The sequence below is a fragment of the Streptomyces sp. NPDC102451 genome (genome assembly GCF_044765485.1).
Classification (GTDB): Bacteria; Actinomycetota; Actinomycetes; order Streptomycetales; family Streptomycetaceae; genus Streptomyces.
On record NZ_JBIWKD010000010.1, the window covers coordinates 173,291 to 194,483 of the forward strand.

Annotated in this window: 18 protein-coding genes; 3 read left to right on the plus strand and 15 right to left on the minus strand. The window is 70.8% G+C overall.

Translation table 11 applies throughout. The features are described 5' to 3' along the window. Nucleotides 1-120: 120 nt before the first annotated feature. Nucleotides 121-2,397, minus strand: coding sequence for a radical SAM/SPASM protein FxsBH, inactivated beta-hydroxylase extension form (fxsBH, locus tag ACIRD8_RS23080; RefSeq protein ID WP_403994541.1), 2,277 nt, complete (start codon nt 2,395-2,397; stop codon nt 121-123). Between the two features lie 111 nt (nt 2,398-2,508). Continuing rightward, on the minus strand, nt 2,509-2,673 hold the full coding sequence (gene fxsA / locus ACIRD8_RS23085) for an FxSxx-COOH cyclophane-containing RiPP peptide (RefSeq protein WP_099177920.1): 165 nt from the start codon (nt 2,671-2,673) through the stop codon (nt 2,509-2,511). Nucleotides 2,674-2,884: 211 nt separating this feature from the next. Here fxsA and ACIRD8_RS23090 point away from each other — a divergent pair, with 211 nt between their 5' ends. After that, nucleotides 2,885-3,814, plus strand: coding sequence for a DUF4231 domain-containing protein (locus ACIRD8_RS23090; protein ID WP_403994545.1), 930 nt, complete (start codon nt 2,885-2,887; stop codon nt 3,812-3,814). A 12-nt stretch (nt 3,815-3,826) separates the two neighbouring features. Here the strand turns inward: ACIRD8_RS23090 and ACIRD8_RS23095 are convergent, their stop codons facing one another. From ACIRD8_RS23095 to ACIRD8_RS23140, 10 genes are all read right to left on the minus strand, one after another. Next, complete coding sequence (locus ACIRD8_RS23095) at nt 3,827-4,306, minus strand: hypothetical protein (RefSeq protein ID WP_403994548.1); 480 nt, start codon at nt 4,304-4,306, stop codon at nt 3,827-3,829. A 183-nt stretch (nt 4,307-4,489) separates the two neighbouring features. Continuing rightward, nucleotides 4,490-5,392, minus strand: coding sequence for a S1 family peptidase (locus ACIRD8_RS23100; RefSeq protein WP_403994551.1), 903 nt, complete (start codon nt 5,390-5,392; stop codon nt 4,490-4,492). A 299-nt stretch (nt 5,393-5,691) separates the two neighbouring features. After that, nucleotides 5,692-6,498 (minus strand): DUF1684 domain-containing protein, encoded by an 807-nt coding sequence (locus tag ACIRD8_RS23105; protein WP_403994554.1) that lies wholly within the window; start codon nt 6,496-6,498, stop codon nt 5,692-5,694. A gap of 4 nt (nt 6,499-6,502) precedes the next feature. Continuing rightward, nucleotides 6,503-7,792 carry an NtaA/DmoA family FMN-dependent monooxygenase gene (locus ACIRD8_RS23110; protein WP_403994557.1) on the minus strand — a complete coding sequence of 430 codons (1,290 nt, stop codon included), beginning with the start codon at nt 7,790-7,792 and terminating at the stop codon, nt 6,503-6,505. Beyond that, a complete protein-coding gene (locus ACIRD8_RS23115) occupies nt 7,789-8,865 on the minus strand; it encodes an LLM class flavin-dependent oxidoreductase (protein ID WP_403994560.1) in 1,077 nt (358 codons plus the stop codon). Before ACIRD8_RS23115 ends, ACIRD8_RS23110 begins: the two co-directional genes overlap by 4 nt. Nucleotides 8,866-8,880: 15 nt before the next feature. Then, complete coding sequence (locus ACIRD8_RS23120) at nt 8,881-9,855, minus strand: ABC transporter substrate-binding protein (protein WP_403994562.1); 975 nt, start codon at nt 9,853-9,855, stop codon at nt 8,881-8,883. 54 nt (nt 9,856-9,909) lie between these two features. Continuing rightward, on the minus strand, nt 9,910-10,662 hold the full coding sequence (locus ACIRD8_RS23125; protein ID WP_403994707.1) for an amino acid ABC transporter ATP-binding protein: 753 nt from the start codon (nt 10,660-10,662) through the stop codon (nt 9,910-9,912). Between the two features lie 44 nt (nt 10,663-10,706). After that, nucleotides 10,707-11,609, minus strand: coding sequence for an amino acid ABC transporter permease (locus ACIRD8_RS23130; protein ID WP_403994565.1), 903 nt, complete (start codon nt 11,607-11,609; stop codon nt 10,707-10,709). Between the two features lie 44 nt (nt 11,610-11,653). Next, nucleotides 11,654-13,495 carry an FAD/NAD(P)-binding protein gene (locus ACIRD8_RS23135; RefSeq protein ID WP_403994568.1) on the minus strand — a complete coding sequence of 614 codons (1,842 nt, stop codon included), beginning with the start codon at nt 13,493-13,495 and terminating at the stop codon, nt 11,654-11,656. Further along, complete coding sequence (locus ACIRD8_RS23140; protein ID WP_403994570.1) at nt 13,492-14,361, minus strand: amino acid ABC transporter permease; 870 nt, start codon at nt 14,359-14,361, stop codon at nt 13,492-13,494. The genes ACIRD8_RS23135 and ACIRD8_RS23140 overlap by 4 nt, the downstream gene beginning before the upstream one ends. 450 nt (nt 14,362-14,811) lie before the next feature. On the opposite strand from ACIRD8_RS23140, the gene ACIRD8_RS23145 reads away from it, so the two are divergent. Beyond that, nucleotides 14,812-15,753, plus strand: coding sequence for an ABC transporter substrate-binding protein (locus ACIRD8_RS23145; RefSeq protein ID WP_403994573.1), 942 nt, complete (start codon nt 14,812-14,814; stop codon nt 15,751-15,753). A 30-nt stretch (nt 15,754-15,783) separates the two neighbouring features. On the opposite strand, the gene ACIRD8_RS23150 is transcribed toward ACIRD8_RS23145, so the two are convergent. After that, nucleotides 15,784-16,995: a DUF5685 family protein gene (locus ACIRD8_RS23150; RefSeq protein WP_403994576.1), complete on the minus strand. Its 1,212-nt coding sequence runs from the start codon at nt 16,993-16,995 to the stop codon at nt 15,784-15,786. Nucleotides 16,996-17,304: 309 nt separating this feature from the next. On the opposite strand from ACIRD8_RS23150, the gene ACIRD8_RS23155 reads away from it, so the two are divergent. Then, nucleotides 17,305-17,745 (plus strand): cell division protein SepF, encoded by a 441-nt coding sequence (locus tag ACIRD8_RS23155; protein WP_403994579.1) that lies wholly within the window; start codon nt 17,305-17,307, stop codon nt 17,743-17,745. A gap of 22 nt (nt 17,746-17,767) precedes the next feature. Here ACIRD8_RS23155 and ACIRD8_RS23160 read toward each other — a convergent pair whose 3' ends face one another. Both ACIRD8_RS23160 and ACIRD8_RS23165 read right to left on the minus strand, forming a co-directional pair. Beyond that, the gene (locus tag ACIRD8_RS23160) at nt 17,768-18,997 is read right to left on the minus strand and encodes an acyl-CoA dehydrogenase family protein (protein WP_403994582.1); all 1,230 of its coding nucleotides are present in this window, start codon (nt 18,995-18,997) and stop codon (nt 17,768-17,770) included. Nucleotides 18,998-19,089: 92 nt separating this feature from the next. Next, nucleotides 19,090-20,823 carry an MFS transporter gene (locus ACIRD8_RS23165; RefSeq protein WP_403994585.1) on the minus strand — a complete coding sequence of 578 codons (1,734 nt, stop codon included), beginning with the start codon at nt 20,821-20,823 and terminating at the stop codon, nt 19,090-19,092. Nucleotides 20,824-21,193: the final 370 nt, after the last annotated feature.

Here is a 21,193-nt window from a genome sequence, read left to right on the forward strand (position 1 = left end):
ACCCGCATCCCAGGACTGTGGAGGGGGTGCGAGCGAATTCATCATTCCGGAGCGGACTGTGCTCCACCCCCACGGCGTTCGGTCAATCAACGCCGCTTTTCAGTCATCCATACCCAGGAATCATCGAACAGGTTCGTGATCCACTGCATTCCTGAGGATGTTCATCCCACTTGTCCCATGTACACCTCTCACCTCGTCCCGGAGCGACCTCAGCAGCCGCATTCCTCCGACGGTCGGCTCGGCCGCCCCGTCCATCATGTCGAGTGCCTCCGACACCCCGTCCATGAATCCGGGAACGAGGAAGGAAAGTCCCACGCGTTCGTACGTTCCGGCAAGCAGGCCGGAGAAAGGGACCTTTGTATTCCGCTCCCAGGGAAGCCGGTACTCCCAGGCTCCGTCCAGCGCGTAGAGGTCCGTCACGTCCAGGAGGGCCCGCAGCCCGGCCCGCCGCAGACCGCGCAGCAACGCGAGGGCGAGCTCCTGGGTGTCCCCCGTCATCACGAGGCCGACGGCCCCGTAGCCGTGCGGCCGCGCCGTGTTACGGCCGGCGACGAGCGGGGTCAGGGTGGTCAGCGTCTCCCTGGCGTCCGCCGCCTGTCCTGGTGCGGCCCGTTCCACCAGCTCCCACGCCCGGCCGACGGCCTCGGTCCAGGCCTCCGCGCCGGCTCGGCTCAGGCGGGGCGCTGCCGGAGCCTCGAAGCAGTCCCGGTACGGGTCCAGGTCGTCGAGGGCGAACCGTGGCGCGCCCCCCGCGGTGACGTACCGCACCGGGAGCCAGTCGGGACCGTCCGCCCCCCTCGGGACGATCCGTTCACCGCCGCTCTCCCCCCGGACCGAGAACCGTTCGCCGTCGGCCCGGACCCGGACCCGGCCCGCCTCTCCGGGCCCGGCGACCCGCAGCTCGCCGAGCGTGGGGAGGAAGAGCCTGCCGTCCCGGTGGTCCGCGGGCACCTCCAGGTCGAGACCGGACCGCACCGCCGCGGCCGCCACGTACGACGGCAGCCGCAGCGCCTGGCCGACGGCTTCGGGCCGTTCGGCGTGCAGCCCTTCCAGGACGTCCAGCAGCCAGGTGCGCGTGTACGCGTGCGCCAGGACGTGATCGAGGCCCGCGGCGCCCTCGCGGGAGGACTCGAGAACGCCCGCGAGCTCCCAGGCCTCGTCCCACCGGGCGCCGCCGCGGCCGTCCAGTGCCTCATGGAGGCCGGCGAGGAGCGTACGGGTCAGGTCGTGCTGTTCCGCGACCAGCTCACGCCGGTCGGCCAGCACCGGGGACACGGTGGCGGCGCTCGTGCGCGCCTGGATCCCCCGGACCAGCGCCTCCAGATCGGCGCAGTAGACGGAGGGGTTGTCGAAGTCGTTCGCCGAGCGGTACCGGTGCGTGTACAGCCCCCCGCCGCACGAACGTACGACAGGGCAGCGGCGGCACGTCTCGCTGACGCCCGCCAGGCCGAGCTGCCGCGCCCGGACCCCGGGGTGGGCGGCGACGTCGTCGAAGGAGTGCGAGAACACGTCGAACCCGGTGGCGGCCGCGCCCTCGTAGGCACTCTTGAGGGAGTCGACCTGCTCCAGTTGGCCGTCCGTCTCGACGACCACGAGGTCCGTGGGGGCGAGGCCGAGCGACTCGGTGAGACTGGGGCCGCCGCTCAGCGTGGAGAGCACCGAGGAGAACAGGCGCACCGGCACGGGGCCGCCCTCCTCCTGCCAGCGGTCGAAGACCGCGAGGAGCCACTCGGCGTAGGCCGTGGGCGATCCGTCGGGGCGGGGCGGCGGCTCGTCCCATGTGGCGTGCGGGAGCAGGAAGTCGATGAGCGGGGGATCGAGCGCGACCAGGGCGTCCAGCACCGCGTGCGGGTCGTTCTCGATGTCGACGGTGCACAGGAGCCCGAGATTGAGGTGGCGGTAGCGCTCCTGCCGGAGCAGCTCGACCGCCTTCAGCACGAGGGGGTGGCTGCTGCGTCCGTCGGCGAAGCGCCGGTGCCGGTCGTTGGCCGCACGGTCGCCGTCCAGGGAGATGCCCACCTTGACGTCGAACTCGTCGAAGAGGTCCAGATAACGGGGGCTCAGTTGCAGGCCGTTGGTGTGGATCCGGAGGTCGAGGTCGGCGACGCCCGACAGGGCCGACCCGAACTCCTCGCAAACGCGCCGCAGACGGGCGGGGCCGGCCAGGAGAGGCTCCCCTCCGTGCAGGATCACTGACACGGAGGGCAGTGCGTGTGTCTTCGCGTGCTCAGCGAGGCGCTGTGCCGTCCTGGAGATGACGTCATCAGAAACCGTCTTCGGCCGGGTTCTCCAGCTCTGATCAGCATGTTCGTAGACATAGCAGTGATCGCAGGCGAGGTCACACCTGCTGTGAACCTTCAGAACGATTTCGCGGAACGGGACCGCGGGGCCTGTCATTCCACCACTCTAGTCCAGCCGCGCCTGGAATCCGGCCGACGGCAACAGGAGCCTACCGGCCGAACGAGTGGAATTCACTGCCGCTTTACGGCGCCGACGGCCTCGCAGTTCTTACAGCGAGGAGTTGAATGTCGAGATCTGCGTCGGGCGGCCGCCTGCCGTCGCGAGCACCCTGCCCATCTTCCTGGCTGCTGCACTGCCGGATGCGTCGATCTTCGCAAGCGGCACACGACGCTTCGCGACAGCGAAGCTCGGGGTGGATTCGTAGGTCTTCACGGCCGTCCTTGATGGGCTCGTTCCGGACACGGAAACAGCACCGGCACCTGCACCATTGCAGTGTCCGGCGGCACGACTTTACTCTCATGGCCCCGGTGTGCAACTCGACTCGTACAGCCGTAACCCGAGTGATTTACGGACTACTCCAAATGAACCGGAATCCATTCATGTGCGGACCGGGAAGACCACAACATCGAATACAGGAGTGATCATGACGGCGATTCCAGGACCACTGCGGAGCATGGTCTTCAGGAGCGCTGATCTGCCCGCACTCTTCCACCACACCGACGCCGTCGCCGTCGCACGCCAGCGCGAGGCGGTCAACACCACCCGCGGCCAGCTCGCCCTGCTCGTCCTGGGCACCGCCCCCGCCGCCCTCCCCTGGCACGTCGAGGTCGGGTCCCACATCCAACTCCTGGATGGTATCGCGGTGTTGGCGTATCTCGGTGTCCTGATCACGACGTACCTGGCCTCCCGGCGCAAAGCAAAGTCGCATTGGCAACTCAACCGCTCAGCAGCCGAGTTCATCAAATCCAACTGCTGGCGCTACGCGGTCCACGGCTCCCCCTTCGACTCCGCCGTCCAGCACCCCGAGGCGGTCTTCGCCAGCCGGCTCGAGGAGGGGCTCCAGGAGTTGCGGAAGGTGGGGTGGGACGACCCGAGGGAGGAGATGGCGGACTCGGGCGGAGTTCTCATCACCGCTTCCATGCGGGAGTTACGGGACAAGGCGTTCACCGTACGCAAGGAGACGTACATCCGGGACCGGCTGATCGAGCAGCGGCGCTGGTACCGCAGGCGCAGGCTGGTGTCACGGCGCGGTGCGCTCGTCTGGTCGAGCACCATCGCCGCGCTCACGCTCCCCGCACTGGTCCTCGCCGTGCTGCGGACCTTCGGGGAGGCCGGGTCGTTCGCGCTCACCGGGACGTTCTCCGCCGCAGCTGCCGCCTGTCTCGCCTGGAACGAGATGCGCCGTCACCACCCCCTGGTGACCGCGCACTCCCTGGTCGAGGACGACCTGGAGAACATGCAGGCCGCGATGGAGACCACCCTGACCGAGCGGCAGTGGGCGGCCGCCGTCTTCGAGACCGAGCGGATCGTCTCGCCCGAGCACACGGACTGGCTGGTCAGGCACCGGATGTGAGCCCGTGTGCGGTCAGCCGCGCTCCACGCCGTCACGCCAGATCACGGTGACCGGCCGTCCGAGGCTCCGGGCGTACGTCACGATGTCGCCCGTGCCTCCGAGGCCGCGCGCGGGAAGACCGTCCCAGACCGCCAGCAGCCGGTCGCAGTGGTCGGCGATGTAGGCGCCCGCCGCGTAGTAGGCCTCGTCGGTGGAGTGCGGGAAGGCCAGCAGGATCTCACGGGCGGCTCTGGCCTTGAGCGCCCGGTAGCGCGCGAGGTCCGCCTCGTCCGCGAAGTCGTCCTCGTAGTCCCCGCTGGGGATGACCACGGTCAGCTCCGCGCCGTGGGCGAGCGCGAGGTCGGCGAAGAGCTGGTCGGCCCCGACGGCCAGGCTGGAGAGGGCTTCCAGCGAGCCTTCGTGTCCGCACAGCGCCGCTCTCAGTTCCTCCAGCACATGCTCCTGGACCTCCTGAGGGATGGAACGGTGACCGGTCACTCCGATGCGTTTCACGGACCTGGAACCCCCTGTGTCTGCGGGGGCCCCCGGAGGGCATCCCTCCGGACCGCACAGCGTCCGCCCCCCGTGGTGCCTGCGACCGACCGTCCTGACATCCTCTCAAAAGCCGCGGGCCGAACGGGAGCCCCCGCCGGGGTTCGGCGGGGGCTCACAGGAGTGCGGCGGTGCCCGGACGGGTCAGAACACGCTGACGCCGTACGCGCTCAGTGCTTCGGTGACCGGCTGGAAGAAGGTCGTCCCGCCGGAGGTGCAGTCGCCGCTGCCGCCGGAGGTGAGACCGATCGCCCGGGTGCCCGAGTAGAGGGGGCCGCCGGAGTCGCCGGGTTCGGCGCACACGTTGGTGCGGATCATTCCGTAGACGATGTCGCCGCCGCCGTAGTTGACCGTGGCGTTCAGGCCGGTGACGGAGCCGCTGTGGATGCCGGTGGTGGAGCCCCGCCGGGTGACGGACATGCCGACGGTGGCGTTGGCCGCGCTGGTGATGTCCTGGCTGCCGACGGTGCCGGACTTGGTGACCGAGGTGTTGGTGTAGCGGACGATGCCGTAGTCGTTGGTCGGGAAGCTCGATCCGGCGGTCGTGCCGAGGACCGTGGTGTGGGCCGAGTTGGACCACCAGGTGCCGGCGCCGTCGGTGCAGTGGCCGGCCGTCAGGAAGTAGTAGGTGCTGCCGCTGCGGACGTTGAAGCCGAGGGAGCAGCGCCAGCTGGAGGCGTAGATGGCGTCGCCGCCCGAGATCAGCTTGCTGAACTTCCCGGGGGTACGTTCGATGCGCAGGGCGCCCGCGTTGGCGCCGGCGGACTCCTTGATGTGGTTGATCTCCGCCTGGGAGACGGTGCTGTCCACGGTGACGACGAGCCGTCCGGTCGCCGGTTCGGTGTTCCAGGCGGTGCCGGCGACGTCGGCGTCGAGCACGGCTTCTCCCGCCGCGCTGAGCTGGTCGGCGCTGTACGTTCCGGTCGGGCCGGCGTTGGCCGCGGGGACGGCGAGGGCGGCGACGGCGACGAGGCCTGCGGAGACGGCCGTGATCCGGCTGCGTCTCGCGGTCCTGCCGTTGCGGGGGTTGGTGCGCTTGATCCTCACTTTTCATTCCTCCCGAGGGGAATCGGGGGCCCGCCTGTGGGGTGGCCGGACCCGTGAGGCGCGGTCATGGAGGACGACTGCGTTCCGAAATGCGTTCGAATTTCGGATCTGTCGTACTCCGACGGGCGCTGCTCGGGAGTATCGAGGGGTTACAACTCGGCGCGCAAGGGTGCCTTTTCGGACGCGACGGCGCACGGCGGCGCCGGTCCCGGCAGCCCTGGGGCCACGGGGACCGGCGGGGCCACCGGGGCCGGCTGTGCTGCTGAGGTCCGGCGCCCGCGCGTCCGGGGTGGGACGGGTCAGCCGTCGATACGGTTCCGCTCCCCCGCCGGGACAGCCACCGGGAGGGTGTTGCCCGGCGGCGGGAAGGGGCAGATGAAGTGGTCGGCGAAGGCGCACGGCGGCAGCAGCGTGCGGTTGAGGTCGACCCGTACCCTGCCGTCCCTGTCGGGCGCCTCCGGCCGCAGGAAGCGGAAGCGGTAGCTGCCGTTCCCGCTGGTGGCGTCGGCGAAGACGGCCCAGAGCGAGCCGTCGGGCTCGACCGCCACCTGGAGGGTGTGCTCCGCACCGTCCAGGGTGAAGGCGATCTCGCCCGAGAGTCCCAGCCCCCGCTCGCGTCCGTCGGCGTTCTCGACACGGACGGTCCGGTCGGATCCGTACGGGCGGAAGGTGCCCTCCAGCGACCACTTCGGGTCGTACGGGGTGGCGTCGATGGTCCGGAAGGCCTGCCGGGCCGGGGACTGCGGGTCGAAGTCCCGCACCGCCCAGAGGCCTTCGCGGCTCAGGACGACCAGCCGGCGCTCGCCCTGGGCCACCCGGGACGAGTCGATGGGGCCCCGGTCGGCGCCCAGGCGGACCTCGCCCGCCAGCGGCTTCGCGTCGACGGTCAGCCCGTCGTCGGGGGTGGCGGTGAGCACCACCTCGCCGTCCTCCTCGCGCCACAGCCCGGGTACGGCCGGAATTCGACCCTCCGGATGGTCGGCGAGCCAGTGGGTGCCGGTGAGGGAGAGCGGGCCGTGCGGCGCGGCCACGGCGACGATGCGCCGCTCGTGCCAGCGCTGCCAGGCGTGGAACTCCTCGCTGTCCTGCTGTGCTTCCGTGCTCATGCGGTCAACTTTTCCATACGGGCTCGGCGAGGCCGAGGTGCGACCTCAGCGTGGAGCCGGTGTATTCGGTGCGGAAGACTCCGCGTTCCTGGAGGATCGGGACGACCCGGTCGACGAATCCGTCGAGGCCGCCGGGGGTGAGGTGCGGTACGAGGATGAAGCCGTCGGCCGCGTCGGCGGTGACGAACTTCTCCAGGTCGGCGGCGACCGTCGCGGGCGACCCGATGAAGGACTGCCGCGCCGTGGACTCGATGGCCGTCTGGCGGATGGAGAGCCCCTTGGCCTCGGACAGCGCGCGCCACTTCGCGGCCACGGCCAGCGGGTCCGCGACCCTGACCCGGCCCTGGACCAGGCTCGATCCGGGGTCCGGATCGATGTCCGGGAGGGGCCCGTCGGGGTCGTACGAGGAGAGGTCGCGGCCCCAGATCTGTTCCAGGGCGAGGATCGCGTTCTGCGGGGAGACCTGCTGGTGGCGGATCTCGGCGGCGTTCTGCTGGGCCTCCGCGTCGGTGTCGCCCAGGACGACGGTGACCCCGGGCATGATCTTCAGGTCGCCGGGCTGCCGGCCGTACTTCGCGAGGCGGGCCTTGACGTCGGCGTAGAACGTCCGGCCGGCCTCCAGGGTGCCGTGCCGGGTGAAGATGACGTCGGCCGCGGACGCGGCGAACTCCCGGCCCTCGCCGGAGTCCCCCGCCTGGATGACGACGGGGTGCCCCTGGGGCGATCGGGGGACGGTGAACTCCCCGGAGATGTCGAAGTGCTGCCCGGAGTGCGTGAACGGACGCGAGGTGCCGTCCGGGGTCCAGGAGTCCCACAGCTCCCGTGCCGTGGCGACGAACTCGGCGGCTCGGGTGTAGCGGTCGGCCCGGTCGAGGTAGCCGCCCCGGCGGAAGTTCTCCCCGGTGAAGGCGTCGGACGAGGTCACCACGTTCCAGGCGGCGCGCCCTTCGCTGAGGTGGTCGAGCGTCGCGAGGCGCCGGGCGAGTTCGTACGGTTCGTTGAAGGTGGCGTTGACCGTGGCGGCGAGCCCCAGGCGGTCGGTGACGGCGGCCAGGGCGTTCAGCACGGTGAGGGACTCGGGGCGGCCGACCACGTCCAGGTCGTGGATCCGGCCGTTGTGCTCGCGCAGCCGCAGCCCTTCCGCGAGGAAGAAGAAGTCGAACTTCCCCCGCTCCGCGGTCCTGGCCAGGTGTTCGAAGGAGGCGAAGTCGATCTGGCTGCGGGAGCGGGGATCGGTCCACACGGTGGTGCTGTTGACGCCCGGGAAGTGGGCGGCGAGGTGCATCTGCTTCATGAATTCCCCCCTGAGGTCCTCGCGAGGGCGTAACGGTTGGCGGGCCGGCCGAGGCCGAGGTGCTCGCGGAGTGTGCCGCCCGGGTAGAAGGTCCGGAACAGGCTGCGGTGCTGGAGCAGGGCGACCGTTCCGTTGACGATCCTCTCCAGGTCGCGCTCCGGTGTGATGGGGGTGAGGTGGAAGCCGTCCACGGCGCCGCCGCGGTGCCACCGGGTGATGACCTCGGCGAGGTCGACCGGGCCGCCCCTGAAGTAGGTTCCCCGCCCGGCCAGTTGCGGGCCGCTCTCCAGCCCTGGTTCCGGTGTCTTCTCGGCGTCCCCGAGGTCGACGGTGAGGGCGACCAGGACCCGCAGGCTGTCGGGGTCCCGGCCGTGGGCCGCGGCGCTGCGGCGCAGGTCCTCCGCGAGCGAGGCCGCCTGCTCGGGCGAGGTGGCCCGGACGTGGACGACGTCGGCGTGCCGTGCCGCGGCCTCCCTGGCGGGGCCGCTCGTGCCGTCGATGACGGTGACGGGCCGGCCCTGCGGCGGCCGGGGCACGATGGCCGGGCCCCGGACGGAGAAGGTGCTGCCCTCGAAGTCGACGTAGTGCAGCTTGTCGCGGTCGATGAAGCGGCCGGTGGCGACGTCCCGGATCTCCGCGTCGTCCTCCCAGCTGTCCCACAGCCGGCCGCCGACGTCGGCGGTCTCCCCCGCCTCCTGCCACAGGTCGGCGGCGGGGGCGGCCGGGCGCCGGCCGAACAGCCGGGCCTCGGCCTCGGTCGTCGACACGTCCGCCTGCCAGCCGGCCCGGCCCTTGCTGACCCAGTCGAGGGTGGCGACGGCGGACGAGACGTGGAAGGGCTCGGTGTGGGTGGTGGTGACGGTCGGTACGAGGCCGATCCGGGTGGTGGCCGGGGCGACGCGTGCCAGTACGGCGAGCGCGTCGGGCCCGGGGCGGTTGAAGGAGTCGCTCAGGGTGACGTAGTCGAGTGCGCCCCCTTCGGCGAGGCGGGCGAGCGCGGCGTAGGAGCCGGCGTCGTAGCGCGGCGGGCCTCCGATCTCGGCGGCGAGGTGGAGTGGCCTGGTGGCGGACATGCGGGGCCTCTCGGGTCAGTTCTTGGTCTTGGGCAGGCCGGGCGGGTTGATCTCCGACTTCTCGACGGCCTCGTTGGACAGGCCCCAGCGCTTCAGCACCTTGGCGTACGAGCCGTCCTGGATGAGGTGGTCGATCGCGGCGCCGTACGCCTCGACCAGGCCGCTGTCCTTCTTGGTGGTGGCGGCGATCTTCCCCTGGATGGCGTCACCCCCGCCGGACAGCGTGCCGACGACCTCGGACTGGCCGGCCGAGGCGACGTGGTAGTTGGCCGAGGGGCTCGGGCCGAAGTAGGCGTCGATGCGGCCCGACTGGAGGGCGATGTAGTAGTCGGTGATGTTCTGGAAGTATTTGATCTCCACCGGCTTCCGGCCGGCCTTGACGTTCTGCTCGCTCCAGTCGACGAGGATCTTCTCCTGGTTGGTGCCGGAGGAGACGGCGATGGTCTTCCCCGCGACGTCCGCCGGTCCCTTCACCTTCCAGCCGGAGCCCTTCTTCGCCTCGAAGGCGATGTTGTCGAGCCGGTAGGTGGCGAAGTCGTACTTCTCCTTGCGCTCCTCGGTCACGGTGACGTTGGACAGGACCGCGTCGAACTTGGAGCTGTCGAGACCGACGAAGAGGTTCTCCCAGGAGACCTGCTCGAACTTCGGCTCCAGTCCGAGGGTGTCGGCGAGCAGCGTCGCCAGGTCGATGTCGGCGCCGATCCGGGTCTTGTCGTCGGTCGCGTAGAAGCCGAGTGGTGGCGAGCTGTCGGCGCTTCCGCCGATCCGCAGCGTGCCACGCTCGCGGATGGCGGCCGGCACCTTGGCCGCGATCGCGTCGACCTTCTTGCCTCTGATCCGCTTCTGGTCGGGGCCGATGTTGATACCGGTGTCCTTCTGCCCCTTGGCGCTGATCACGTCCTCGGCGGCGTCGCTGCCGCCGCACGCGGTGAGCAGCCCTGCGGCGGTGAACGTGGCGAGGGCGGCGGTGAGGGTGCGGCGGACGGACATGTGAGTGCTCCTTGACTGCGGGGACGAGTGCGGGGACATGGGGCTGAGGGCCTTTCAGAGGACCTTGGAGAGGAAGGCGCGGGTGCGCTCCTGGACGGGGTGGTCGAGTACGTCGGCGGGCGGGCCCTGCTCGACGATCCGGCCCTCGTCCATGAAGACGACGGTGTCGGCGACCTCGCGGGCGAAGCCGATCTCGTGGGTGACGACGATCATCGTGGTGCCCCCGTGGGCCAGGTCCTTGATGACGTCGAGGACCTCGCCGACGAGCTCGGGGTCGAGCGCCGAGGTCGGCTCGTCGAAGAGCAGCAGTTTCGGTTCCAGCGCGAGGGCGCGGGCGATGGCGACGCGCTGCTGCTGGCCGCCGGAGAGCTGCTTGGGGTAGGTGCCAGCCTTGTCGGCGAGCCCGACCCGTGCCAGGAGCTTCTCGGCCGCGGCCACGGCGTCCTTGCGGGGACGGCCGAGCGCGGCGATCGGGGCCTCGATGACGTTCTCGAGGACGGTGAGGTGCGGGAAGAGGTTGAAGTTCTGGAAGACGAAGCCGATCGCGGTGCGCTGGCGCAGGACCTCGCGCTCGCGCAGCTCGTACAGCTTGTTGCCGGACCTGCGGTAGCCCACGAGGGTGCCGTCGACGCTGATCCAGCCCCGGTCGACCTTCTCCAGGTGGTTGATGGTGCGCAGCAGGGTGGACTTGCCCGACCCGGAGGGGCCGAGGACGACGGTCACCTCTCCGGCGCGTACGGACAGGTCGATGCCGCGGAGCACTTCGAGCGGGCCGAAGTTCTTGTGGACGGAGCGGATCTCGACCATGGCGTCGGTTCCGGTGGCTTCTTCTGCGGGTTCTGCGGTCGCGCTCATCGCACGGCCCCCTTGGCGTAGTGACGTTCGACGTAGTGCTGGAGGACGGAGAGCACGGTGGTCAGGAGGATGTACCAGGCCGTGGCGACCATGAGCAGGGGCACCACGCGGCCGTTGCGCCCGTAGACGACCTGGACCTGGTAGAAGAGTTCGCCGATCGCCATCACGGAGACGATCGAGGTGCCCTTGAAGAGGGAGATGATCTCGTTGGCGGCGTTCGGCAGGATGGAGCGCATCGCCTGCGGGAGCACGATGCGCCGCAGCTGCCGCAGCCGCGGTATGCCGAGTGCGGCGGCCGCCTCCAACTGGCCGCTGTCCACGGCCAGTACGCCGCCCCGGACGATCTCCGCCGCGTACGCCGCCTGGTGCAGCGCGAGCCCGAGGACGGCGGCGCTCATCGCGCCGACGAGGTTCATCGTGTCGAAGGAGATGAAGCCTGGCCCGAAGGGGATGCCGAATTCGAGTTCCTTGTAGAGGTAGGCCAGGTTGAACCAGAAGAGCAGCTGGACGATGAGCGGGATCGAGCGGAACGCCCAGATGTACGCGTACGAGACCGCCTTGAGGAACGGACTGGCGGACAGCCGCATGAAGGCCAGGACGATGCCGAGCGCGAAGCCGACCACCGTGCCGTAGAAGGTCAGCTGGAGCGTGACCCAGACGGCGTGCAGGATCGTCTCGGTGGTGATGAAGCGGGCGAAGACGTCCCATTCCCAGCCGGGGTTGGTGACGAGGCCGTTGACGAACTGGGCGAGCAGTACGGCCGTGGCCGCGACGGCCACCCAGCGCCAGGGGTGGCGCAGGGGGACGACTTCCAGGGTCTCGTGCTCCTCGGCGGCGGGCTTCGGTCCGGGGTCGGCCCCGACGGGTGGGTGGATGGGTGGATCGCTGGTGAGCGACATGGCGGGAGTTCCTTCTGCGACAGGGGTACGTAGAGGGGCCGTGCTCAGGCGGTGAGGCGGTCCCGACAGGAGAGGTCGCGCAGGAACGCGAGGGCCGTGCGGGCGGTGGCGTCGTTCTGCCGGAAGGCCGCGCCGCCGGTGCGGGGCCGGGTGAAGGCGCCCGCGGAACGCGCGGTGGTGTAGGGGCCGAGGGCGAAGCGGCGCGGGTGCGGGCGGCCCTCGGTGTCCAGGATCCGGCTGTCGGACGGGTCGACGGAGAGCAGTCCCGTGTCGGTGCCGGCCGCCCCGTCCTCGTACAGCCCGCTCAGCAGCGGGCTGCGGGTCCTGCGCAGCGAGGGGTCGGGCAGCCGGGCCTCGACCAGGGCGCGCGCTTCGGTGTACGCCCCGGGCACCGTGGTGCTGCGGGCGCGGAAGACACCGTGCTCCTCGTCGGACTCGACGGTCATGTCGGCGCCCAGGAAGCGGACGACCCCGGCCCGCGAGAGGGCGAGGAGCTGGCGCAGCCGCGGCCCCGGGGGGCCGGAGGCGAGGTAGTTGAAGAAGCCGTGCCACCACGCGCCGATGTCGCCGACGCCGGTCAACTGCCCGTAGACGGAGAGCAGTCCGAGGAACACGGAGAGGTCGGTGCTGTGTGCGGGGTCGTGGCGGCGCTCCAGGTCGGCGGTGATGTGGGCGCGCAGCCCGTCCTGCAGTGAGTCGTACGAGGCATGGCGCACCCCGTCGAGCGGGTGGTCGAGGGCGTCGAGGTCGAGCCGGTCCGCCGGGTCGGGGACGGCCGAGGCGACGAGGGCCGCGAGCTCGGGGCTGCCGTGCTCGGCGACGGCGTACTTCTCCTCGAAGTCGGTCAGGTCCACGGCGGTGCGCTCGGGGTGGGCGGTGAAGAGCCGGTGGTAGTGGGCGTGGCCCAGCTCCTTGGCGATCAGCGGCCACAGATCGCGCCGGAAGTCCACGGGGCCGGGCCCGGCGAGGATCTCCTGCACCTGGTCGGCGCCGAAGTGGCGTGGCAGGGGCGGCCGTTCGCCCTGCCAGGTGTAGCCGATCTTGGAGTGGTACGGGACGCCGCGCCGCGAGCCGACGTACAGGACGGGCTCCCTGCCGGAGGGGAGGTAGACCCCGTCCTCGTACCGTCCGCCGCGCCCCTCGGTGAGCAGCACCATCAGGTCGATGAAGGCGAGGCCGAAGCCGCGTACGAGGACGGCTTCGCCCGCAGGCACGGCGGACAGGTCGGTGTCGGCGGTGAAGTCGGGCGGCAGGTGGACCAGCCCGTGCCGGGCGGCGAAGGCGGCCAGCTCCTGCTGTTCGGCGTCCGGTTCGGCGTCGAGATGGCCGACGGTGAGGACGACCAGGTCGGCCACGAGGGGCTCGGCGCGCCCCTGGATCCGTACGCGCTGCCGGCCGCCGCGGGGCCCGGAGACGCGCAGGGCGTGACCGGTGTGCTCGTGGACGGTGATGCCGGGCGGGAGTGCGGCGACCGCCTGTTCGTACACCCAGCGCAGGTAGGCGCTCTGCAGCCGCCGGCTGGGGAAGCCCTGGCCGGCGAGGCCGTGGATCTCCTCCAGGACGGCGGGGTCGGCGGTGATGACGGTCCGCCCCTCGCGGACGTCGGCGGCCCAGGTGTGCAGGGCGGGGCCGGGGCTGACCGGGCCGTCCAGCTGGACAGTCTCGTCGGTGAACATGGTGACGTCCTCGGCCATGGAGTTCATCCAGAGCAGCGGGGACTGGTCCTGCCGCCAGATCCGGCCGCCGCCCGGCGGGTACGGGTCGACGATGTGGATGTCCAGGGGCCGGTCGCCGTACAGCTCGGTGGCGTTGGCGGCTATGCGTTCGATGACGCCGGTGCCGCGGGGGCCGCCGCCTATGACGACGAGCGTCGGGTTGCCGCTCACCGGGCACCTGCCGTGCCGCGTGCGTAGTGGCGTTCCACGTAGTACTGCCCGATGGACAGCAGCGAGGTGACAGCGACGTACCAGAGGGTGGCGACCAGCAGCAGCGGGATGACCTCGTAGGTGCGGTGGTAGACGAGCTGCGCGGAGTACAGCAGGTCCTGCACGGCGATGATGCTGACGATCGAGGTGCCCTTCAGCGTCCCGATCAGCATGTTCCCGGCGGGCGGCACGATGGAGCGCATGGCCTGCGGCAGCACGATCCGCCGGAGCCGGCGCCAGGGGCCGAGACCGAGCGACTGGGCCGCCTCCAGCTGTCCGCGCTCGACGGAGAGGATGCCGCCGCGGACCACTTCGGCGGCGTACGCGGCCTCGTGGAGCGTGAGTCCGATGACGGCGACGGCGATCGGGCTGAGGAGGTTGACGGTGTCGACGCCGAGGATCTGCGGGTAGAGGGCGCCGATGTTGAACCAGAAGAGCAGCTGGACCAGGATCGGGGTGGACCTGAACAGCCAGATGTAGCCCCAGCTCACCGCCTGGAGGACGGGGTTGTCGGAGAGCCTGAACACGGCGAGCAGGGTGCCGAGGGCGAAGCCGAGCACCATGACGAGGCCGGTGAGCCACAGGGTGAGGCCGAGGCCGCGCAGCACGGAGTCGGTCGTGAGGTACGCGCCGACGACGTCCCACTGGAAGGCGTCGTTGCGGACGACGGAGACCAGCGCTCCCGCGAGGAGGAGGAGTACGACAACGGCCGCCGCCCACCGGCCGGTTCGGCGTACGGGCACGATGAGAGGGGCTTCGTCCTTCTCGGCGTGCTCACCCGGTGGGACGGAAAATGACGGGGCAGGGACTTCTGTCTGCGCGGACATGCGAAGGCTCCGTGGATGCAGAGATCGAACACGGGGCGTGCCTTCAGCGCGGAACACAACGTGGACCGGGCCCCTCAGCGCCGGTCCGCTTCTGAGAAAAGCGCCACGCGGTGCTGTTGTCAAGCTTGTCCACAGTGTGAGCTGTACGTCTCACTTCAGTTGACGCGCCAACGGATGCCTGTTCAACTTGGGCCATGTATTCGCAGCAGTGGCTGGTCACCCGCTCCCACATCGACTTCGGTCGCGTGTGGTCCTGTTCCTGTTGAGCTGACGCCCTGCGTTCCCTTTTCTCCCGCTCGCGCCGTTGCCGGCGCTGGAGCGGAGTCCCTTGCGTTCCTTCGCGTACACGACATCGCTCGGCCCTCCCCTCGTAACAGCTGATCTCCCGCCCCGACGCTCCGTGCTGCCCTGGCCCCGGAGCGGGGTCGACGAATCCGGAGAAACTCCGTCATGCCCCGAACCCGGCAGACCGCTGCCTTCGCGCTGATCACCGTGGCCGCCCTCTCGCTCAGCGCCTGCGGATCGGGCGACCCCGCCACCTCGCCGGCCGGCGCGAAATCCTCGGCCAAGGGGAAGATCCCGACCACCGACGTGGTCTCGTCGGTGAAGAAGAACGAGGACGCGGCGAAGCTGCTGCCCGAGAAGGTGCGCGCCGCCGGCACCCTGACGATCGCGTCCGCCACCGGCTCACCTCCCGGTGGCGCCGCCTACCTGGAGGACGGGAAGACCCTCACGGGTGCGGACATCGACTTCGCGGACGCGGTGGCCAAGGCGCTCGGGCTGAAGCTGAAGCGGGAGATCGCCGCCTTCGAGGCGATCCTGCCGGCTCTCGGCAGCGGCAAGTACGACGTGGGCACGGGCAACTTCGGGGTGACGAACGAGCGCCGCAAGACCATCGACTTCGTCACCTACATCAACGACGGTCAGGGCTTCGCCGTCCGTGACGACAGCGATCTGAAGAAGGTCACCGACCTCACGCAGCTCTGCGGCCTGACCATCGGCACCGGGGCCGGGACGACCTTCGAGGCGACCCTGGAGGAGAACAAGCACCTGTGCGGCGACGCGGGCAAGAAGCCGTACGAGGTCAAGACGTACGGCGATCCTTCCGCCGTCTGGATCTCGCTCCAGCAGGGCCGCAGCGACATCGTGATGAACACGATCAACGGACTGCGCTACGGCGTGGCCCAGCTGGAGGGGCTGCGCTTCCTCAACGAGTACAAGCGCCTCGATGTCGGCTTCGTCTTCAAGAAGGGCACCCCGCTGGCTCCGGCCTTCCAGGCCGCGGTCAACAGCCTCAAGGCCGACGGGACCTACGACCGCATCCTGAAGAAGTGGGGCACCACCGGGTCGGCGATCGAGACCTCGCAGATCTCGCCGCCCGAGATCAAGTGAGCCCGCCGGGTGCGGCTGTCTGACGCGAGGTCAGCAGTCGCACCCGCAGTCACAGCTCTCGCAGCAGCTGCAGCAGTTGCCGCAGCAGCTGCAGCCCTCCCCGCAGCCCTCGCACCAGTCGCAGCAGTCGGCCTTGTGGCAGAGCCCCTCGCGCTCCTGGCCGCTCCACGGGTCGTTGAAGCTGCCGGCGCAGCACATCTGGCAGGTGCAGGCGAGGCCGGCCCAGACCAGGCAGCCGGCGATGAGGCCACGGCGGTTGCGGGGCGGCTCGGGCGGGAGCGGCGGTCCCGGAGGACCGTACGGACCGCCGGGCGTCGGGGCGTACGGGTTGCCGGGCGGCGGGCCGAAGGCCCCCGAGGGCTGCCCGCCGGCCTGGTGCGAGCACGCCGTGGATCCGAAGGCGCGGTCCACGGCGCGCCGCAGCTCGTGCACCAGGAGCACATGCGCGAGCGCACGGTCGGTGAGCTCCGCGTCCCGCAGCGCCAGGCGTACGCCGTGCAGCGCGTCGTCGCACAGCCGGCGGGCCTCGGCGAGCGGAGTGCCGGTCGCGGTGAGCGGGTTCCAGGAACCCGACGCGGCGTCAGCTTCGCGGTCCTCCACGGCATCCAGCAGATGCGCGAGCCGCCCGAAGAGCCGCCCCGCCTCGGCGAGCGGCTCCGCGTTCCCCGGCTTGCCCGCGAGTACGGCGGTGTGCGCGAAGGCCGCGGCGGTCGCCGTCTCGGTGGGCTCGGTGACGGTCAGCAGGGAGGTGCCGGGTCCGGCGAGGGACTCGATGCCGGTCTGCCGGTCGACGGCGTCGACCAGGACCGCGGTGTCGAAGCCGAGCTCGGCCCCGGTGCGCGCCCCCGCCCTGTCCCAGCCCGCGGCGACGCGGCGCGCGGCGGCGGCCACCGGGCGTCGCTTCAACAGCCCGTCGCGGTCGGCGACATGGTCACGCACCTTCGCCGACGCCAGGACGAGCGACACGGCGGCGGCGAGCCTGGCCCCCTCGCCCCGGGCGACCGGGGCCGTCCGCATGGAGCGCAGCGGGCACGGCCCCGCGGTGCGCCGCTGTCCGGCGGTGCGCCCGGCCTGAGCCTCCGTCAGGACCGAGACGATCAGGCCGTCGTAGTTCGTGACGACCCGGGCGAACTGTCCGTGGTCCGCGCGCAGCGCGAGGCAGAGCCCGCAGAGATGAGCCATCCACTCCGTCTTGAGCCCCTCGGACAGCCGATGGGTACAGGGCCTCACGATTCCGAACACGACGATCCCCCGGGAGCCGTTCACCTGACGAGCCGCGCCCGTGATCCGGCGCGGCTCGCATCGTATCGAGCGTTCCGTTCACCCGTACGCGCCCCATGTCACCCGTACGGACGGGTGCATCATATTTTCCTTCCGCAAGCCCCCCTATGCGGTACGAACCCTGACGAATCGCCACATCTTCTGCACCAGTAGCGTCACGAATCGCGCGCACGGCGCCTATCCCCTTGGCGCTGTATCCGCATCATGGACGACCATAGGGATAGGAAAGAGATACGGAACACCAACGAACCGCGGTGAGAGGAGGCGTCCATGGGATCGGTGCGCAAGGCGAGCGCCTGGCTGGGCCTCGTGGAGGACAACGACGAGCGGTACTACGACGACGAGTACTCCGAGGATGCGGAGACCGGCACGAATCAGCCATGGGTGACCGACCCCCGCGTACAGGTGGCTTCCGAGAAGGCCGAGGACACGGGCCGCCGGATCGCCACCGTCACCCCGGACAGCTTCCGGGACGCGCGCGGGATCGGCGAGCTCTTCCGGGACGGTGTGCCGGTGATCGTCAACCTCACGTCGATGGACCCCACCGACGCGAAGCGCGTCGTGGACTTCGCCGCGGGACTGACCTTCGGGCTGCGCGGCTCGATCGAGCGCGTGGCGACCAGGGTCTTCCTCCTGACCCCGGCCCACACCCAGGTGGTCAACGGCGAAACCGTCGGCCGGCCGGCCGACGGCTTCTTCAACCAGAGCTGAGCAGGGCGCTCGCCGGACAGCCCTACCGGAAGGCGTCCAGGCCGGTGAGCGCCTTGCCCAGCACCAGCTGGTGCATCTCCACGGTGCCCTCGTAGGTGAGCACCGACTCCAGGTTCGTCGCGTGCCGCATCACGGGGTATTCCAGCGAGATTCCGTTGGCTCCGAGAATCGTGCGCGAGGTGCGGCAGATCTCGATGGCCTCCCGCACGTTGTTGAGCTTTCCGAAGCTGACCTGCTCGGGGCGGATCCGGCCGGCGTCCATCCGGCGGCCCAGGTGGTGGGCGAGCAGGATGCCCTTGTGGAGCTCCAGGGCCATGTCCGCGAGCTTGGCCTGGGTGAGCTGGAATCCGCCGATGGGCCTGCCGAACTGCTCACGGGACTTCGCGTAGTCGAGCGCCGCCTCGAAACTGGCGCGCGCGGCGCCCATGGCCCCCCAGACGATTCCGTAGCGGGCGTGGCTGAGGCAGCTGAGCGGGCCGCGCAGCCCGGTGGCCCCGGGCAGGACCGCGTCGGCGGGCAGCCGCACGCCGTCCAGGACCAGCTCGCTGGTGACCGAGGCACGCAGCGACCACTTGTGCCTGATCTCTGGCGCGGAGAAGCCGGGGCTGTCCGTCGGCACGACGAAGCCGCGGATCCCCGAGCCGCCACCCTCCTGGTCGGTCTGCGCCCATACGACGGCGACCCCGGCGACCGACCCGTTGGTGATCCACATCTTGCGGCCCGTGAGGACCCAGTCGTCGCCGTCCCGCTCCGCGTACGTCCGCATCCCGGCGGGGTCCGAGCCGTGGTCCGGTTCGGTGAGGCCGAAGCACCCGATGATCTCGCCGGCCGCCATGCCGGGCAGCCAGCGCTGCTTCTGCTCCTCGGAGCCGAAGCGGTGGATGGCGTACATGGCGAGGGAGCCCTGGACGGAGACCAGGGAGCGGATGCCGGAGTCGGCGGCCTCCAGCTCCAGGCAGGCCAGGCCGTACTGGACGGCGCTCGCCCCGGCACAGCCGTACCCCTGCAGGGACATGCCCAGTGCGCCGAGCGAGCCCAGCTCGCGGGCGAGCTCGCGGATACCGGGGAGCTCGCCGTTCTCGTACCACTCGGCGATGTGCGGGAGGACCCGGTCGGTGGCCCAGGTGCGCACGGTGTCGCGGATCGCGAGGTCCTCGGGGTCGAGGAGGTCGTCGATGCCGAGGGGGTCACCCGGATCGAACGGCCGGCTCCTCGGGGGGCCTGACGGCTTCGCGGACTCGGTGGTGGACATGGGTGCCTCCGGCGGCTCGCACGGTACAGAGAACGCGCCACGGTACTAAAACTAGCAGTGGTAGTTACGGCGCGCCTGGCCGACGTTACGGCTCAGCGTGCTGATCGTCCAGAGCCCGTGGCCTCGGCGGGTTCACGCCGGGCGGGAAGGGGGACCCGGCGCGCCGGGGCGTCCGGCGCCGGGAGCTGACGGGGCTCGCCCGGCGGCGTGGACCCCGCCTTCGCGGGCCTCGACGCCTGCTCCGGGACGGCGGCCGTCTGCTCCCGGCAGGCCGCCTTCACCGGCGGACAGTCCATGACGCGCGGGAGACGCAGCGCGGCCAGCGCTCCGAGCAGCAGGAGACCCGCACTGACCAGCAGCGTGATGTGCAGCCCGTCGACGAAGGCATGGCGGGCCGTGTTCCGCAGCAGGTCGCCCGCGGGGCCGCCCAGCCGGCCGGCCACCTGGTAGGCCTCGCCCAGCGAACGTGAGGCGGCCGTCCCGGCGGCGGCGGGCACGCCCTCCTCGTGGAGCCGGGAGAGCCCCGGGGCGTAGGCCGCGTTCATGACACTGCCGAGCAGCGCGATCCCCATGCCCGCGCCAAGCTGGTACGAGGTCTCGCCGATCGCGGCCGCGCCGCCGGCCCGCTCGGCCGGGGCCTCGCTCAGCATCGACTCGTACGCCCCGAAGAGCGTGGACTGGAGCCCAAAGCCCAGCAGGACGAAGCCGGCGGTCAGCAGCACCGGCCGGTCGTGCTGGCCCATGAAGGTCAGCAGGAGCACCGAGGCCGCCGTGAGCACGAAGCCCCAGCCGACCATCCGCCGGGGACCGATGCGGCTCAGGGTGTACGAGCCCGTGGCGCCGGCCGCCATCGCGGCGAAGGTCAGCGGCAGCAGCCGCAGGCCGGTCTCCAGCGGACTCAGGTCCAGGACCAGCTGGAGGTACTGGACCGCGATCAGCTCCAGGCCGACCAGGGCCAGCATGGCGAGCACGATGCAGCCGACCGCGGTGGTGAAGGCGGGACGGGAGAACATCGCGATGTCGATCAGCGGGTGCGTACGCCGCTTCTGTCTGCGTACGAAGAGGACGAGCAGGGCGGCTCCGGCGAGCAGCGGCACGAGGGTGGCGAGGTTCAGCAGTCCTTCGCCACCGCCGACCCGCTTGATCCCGAGGACCACTCCGAGCACTCCGGCCGCGGCCATCAGCGCGCCGAGCACGTCCCAGGGGCCGTCGTCCTCACCGCGCGACTCGGGCAGCAGCCAGCGCCCGGCCGGGAGCATCAGCGCCATGAGCGGGATGTTGATCAGGAAGACGGAGCCCCACCAGTAGTGCTCGACGAGGAAGCCGCCGATGACGGGCCCGGTCGCGGCTCCCACGGCGGCGACCGCGGTCCATATGCCGATGGCCAGGGCCCGCTCGCGGCGGTCGGGGAAGACCTGGCGGAGTATCGACAGCGTGGCCGGCATGATCATCGCGCCGCCCACACCGAGCAGGGCACGCGCAGCGATCAGCACACCGGGCGAGCCGGCCGTCGCGGCGAGTGCGGAGGCGATGCCGAAGAGCGCGTAACCGATGAGGAGGACACGGCGTCTGCCGATCCGGTCACCGAGCGTGCCGAAGAGGATGAGCAGCGAGGCACAGACCAGGGGGTAGGCGTCCACGATCCACAGCAGGCCCACGGCACTGGGCCGCAGGTCCTCGGTGACGGCGGGGACGGCCACGTGCAGCACGGTCGCGTCGAGCGCGACGAGCAGCAGACTGAGGCAGAGGACGACCAGGACGACCCAGCGGTTGGCACCGTCGGCCGCTGCGCGCAGCCTGCTCACGGCCGTGGACGTCCCAGTCATGTACGTACCTCCCACAATGAGTCCCTCGCGCTCGGCAGACCTGCTGGGGATCCGCTGGTGGCGTCCCCCGGGCCCGGCATCGACGGGCGAGTGAGCCGTCAGCGTACGCGAGTTCCAGGTGGTCACGCGTGGTGCAGCTCATACGTTCACCGGCCACCGGGTGTGGCGTACGCCACTCCGCTCCCCGCACGCGGGGTGACGAGTGGCGTACGCCACTCCGCTCCCCGCACGCGGGGTGACGCCGGGGCCGTCACGCCGGGGCCGCGGCGACGAGCCCGCGTGCCGGCCGGCGGCTCACCCGAATGGCTCCACCGCCACCTGCGCACGGTGACGCCGAGCCATTTCATCGACACTCAAACATTTCTACGAA